Origin of the sequence: Loktanella sp. DJP18 (genome assembly GCF_049310965.1) — a bacterium.
Classification (GTDB): domain Bacteria; phylum Pseudomonadota; class Alphaproteobacteria; order Rhodobacterales; family Rhodobacteraceae; genus Loktanella.
This window is the reverse complement of sequence record NZ_JBMERN010000250.1, coordinates 1-2,686: the sequence shown is the minus strand read 5'-3', so window position 1 is coordinate 2,686 and position 2,686 is coordinate 1. Positions and strand designations below refer to the sequence as shown.

Annotated in this window: 2 protein-coding genes and 1 pseudogene; all 3 read left to right on the top strand. The window is 57.5% G+C overall.

Annotated elements, in window-relative coordinates:
• Positions 1–895 (top strand): IS5 family transposase (locus ACOI1H_RS24690; protein ID WP_422440893.1); only part of this gene is annotated, 895 nt, incomplete at its 5' end.
• Between the two features lie 331 nt (positions 896–1,226).
• The gene (locus ACOI1H_RS24685; protein WP_422440892.1) at positions 1,227–1,850 is read left to right on the top strand and encodes an IS110 family transposase; all 624 of its coding nucleotides are present in this window, start codon (positions 1,227–1,229) and stop codon (positions 1,848–1,850) included.
• Positions 1,851–2,176: 326 nt separating this feature from the next.
• A pseudogene (locus ACOI1H_RS24680) lies at positions 2,177–2,449 on the top strand (transposase); the annotation flags it as partial.
• Positions 2,450–2,686: the final 237 nt, after the last annotated feature.

Genomic DNA, 2,686 nt, shown 5'->3' with positions numbered 1-2,686 from the left:
GGAGGTGTTCCTGTCCGAGATGGACATGGTGGTCCCTTGGGTTCGGCTGGTATCGTTGATCATACCGCATTATCCGAAGGCTGGACCGAAGGGTGGGCGCCCATCGATGCCGATTGAGACCATGCTGCGCGTCTACTTCCTCCAGAATTGGTATGCCCTTAGCGTTCCCATGGCCGAAGAGACGCTCTATGACAGCGAAGCTATGCGCCGCTTCGCCGGGATCGAGCTGGGTGATGACCGCATTCCGGACGAGACCACCATCCTCAACTTCCGCCACCTGCTGGAGCGGCACGGGTTGACCGAAGCGATCTTTGCGGAAGTGAATGCGCATCTTGCTGACAAGGGCATTACCCTGCGTTCGGGCACACTGGTGGATGCGACAATCATCGACGCGCCGTCGTCGACCAAGAACAAGTCCAAGGCGCGAGACCCAGAGATGTCGTCCACAAAGAAGGGCAATGACTGGTTTTTCGGTATGAAAGCCCACATTGGCGTCGACGCCGAGAGCGGCGTGACACATAGCCTCGATACCTCAACGGCCAGGGTGCACGACAGTCAGGTCTGGGATGCGCTGCTGCACGGTAACGAGACCTCTGTGTGGGCCGACAAGGGTTATGTCAGCGCCGAGCGCGCGGCCGCGTTCAGTGGCCCTGGCCAGTTTTGGGGCGTCATGCGCAAGGCCCCAAAGGGCGGCAACCTGCATCCACTCGAGGAAAGCACCAACCGCATCATCGCCAAGGTAAAGGCCAGGGTTGAGCATCCCTTCCGTGTCATCAAACGCCAGTTTGGCCATGTGAAGACCCGCTACCGCGGCCTCGCCAAGAACCGGGCCCAGCTCTTTACGCTGTTCGCCCTCGGCAATCTGTTTCTGGTGCGCCGCAAGTTGATGGCGTGAGGACGAGTCCGCCCGGAAACGGGTGACAGGCCGCAAGAGCGGCAGAAAACGCATAACTTGGGCCGCTTTTGGCTCCGAAATCCACCCCCGCAGCGCTCAGGCGGTAATTGCGGCGCAGCCGACAGCGTTGATCAGATGCTCCCTAAATTTATCTCGGCCTATCCAACCTCACCATCGTTTCCAAGCACAAGTCCCGTTACGCTCCGGCGGTATTTGGTTGTAATAAAATTGGTCTTATCAGGATGAACTTTCAAGTGCGGACACAGGGTCTCGCGAATTGATTTTTGAACGGCCTTTAACATATCCCGAAGCAAACCTATAGCGCACCCAGATGATCAACGCTTTACGCGGCCACCTCGCCGAACATGGACTGGTCGCTGCCCGGGGGCCTGCTCATCTCAAGACGCTCGCAGACGCAATCGCAGATACTGACACGACTCTGCTGGCCGAAGTGCGGGAACTTGGTCGGATGTATCTGGAGCAGATCGAGGGGTTGAATGCACGTGTTGCAGAGCTCGACGCGAAGATGAGATGTGCGGCCAAAAAAGCAGACTCGGTCCGCCGCGCACAGACCATGCCGGGCGTCGGCCCTGTCACGGCGCTCGCGATTGAGACGTTTGCACCTGACCTGGCCACCTTCAAACGCGGTCGCGATTTTGCCGCGTGGCTTGGGCTTGTGCCTAAACAGCATTCTACAGGTGGTAAGGCCCGGTTGGGGAAGACGTCAAAGATGGGACAGCGCGACATATGCACCCTTCTGGTCTCTGGAGCTATGGCAGTCCTTCAGGCTGTCGAGCGGTTCGACACACCGAGCAATGGCTGGCTGAAGCGCCTGCTGACCCGAAAGCCACGCATGGTTGCCGCGATTGCGCTGGCAAACAAGATGGCGCGTGGCCTCTGGGCCATGATGACGAAGCAAGAGGATTACCGGCATCCGGCGGCGGCGATGGCGTAGCGAAGATTGCACGTCACGACGTCCCGGTAAGTTGGGGGTGTGAGGAGGTCACTGAACAGTAAGGGCAAGGATCGATCAGATCCGGGTCAGAGAAAGCAGCATTTGTGCAGGAGCCACCGAGCTCGGTTTGTTGATATGCTTCTGGTCTGCGCATCGCCATACCGGCCCGCGGTCACATCAGCGCCGCACACAGAGGCCTGATACATGACCGCACCCGATCACACGCTCGAGCCGTTCAAAAATCACTTGCACCAAAGGGGGCATCCATACATGCACAAAGCGGGTGAGGGATTCATGTCGTGAATCCAGTGTGGTAGCTGGATCTAATGAGCAAACCGACATCACCGACCTACAAGACGACGAACTGGGCTGATTACAACGCGGCGCTGAAGCGCCGCGGATCACTGACGATCGGGTTCGATCCCGAGATGAACTGGGATGCCAAACCCTCCGGCAAGAGGGGCAGATCGCAGACCTTCAGCGACGCCGCGATCCAGACGTGCCTGACCATGAAAGTGCTATTCGGAATGGCGCTTCGACAGACGATGGGCTTTGTGGAAAGCCTCTTGCGGTTGACAGGTCTGGACTGGGTTGTGCCGGTATAGCGCGACAATCTTGATGAGAAGGACAAGGTGGTTGACGCTTTACACAAAAGCAGTTCGCCGACGCCATCCTTGCGTTCATGCGTGAAACCATCACCCAAGAATGGCGGAAGTTCCGCGATAAAGTATCAGACAACTTCCGCATCATAACTCACCAGAACTTTCGGGTTTTGAAATAAGGGCAGTATGGCGTTTGTTATCCGAGATGTTCCTTAACACTCGCTCAGTCAATTA

Bases quoted from the DNA above. Each gene is read 5' to 3' on its own strand.
- ACOI1H_RS24685 (WP_422440892.1), top strand. From the start codon at position 1,227: ATGATCAACGCTTTACGCGGCCACCTCGCCGAACATGGACTGGTCGCT.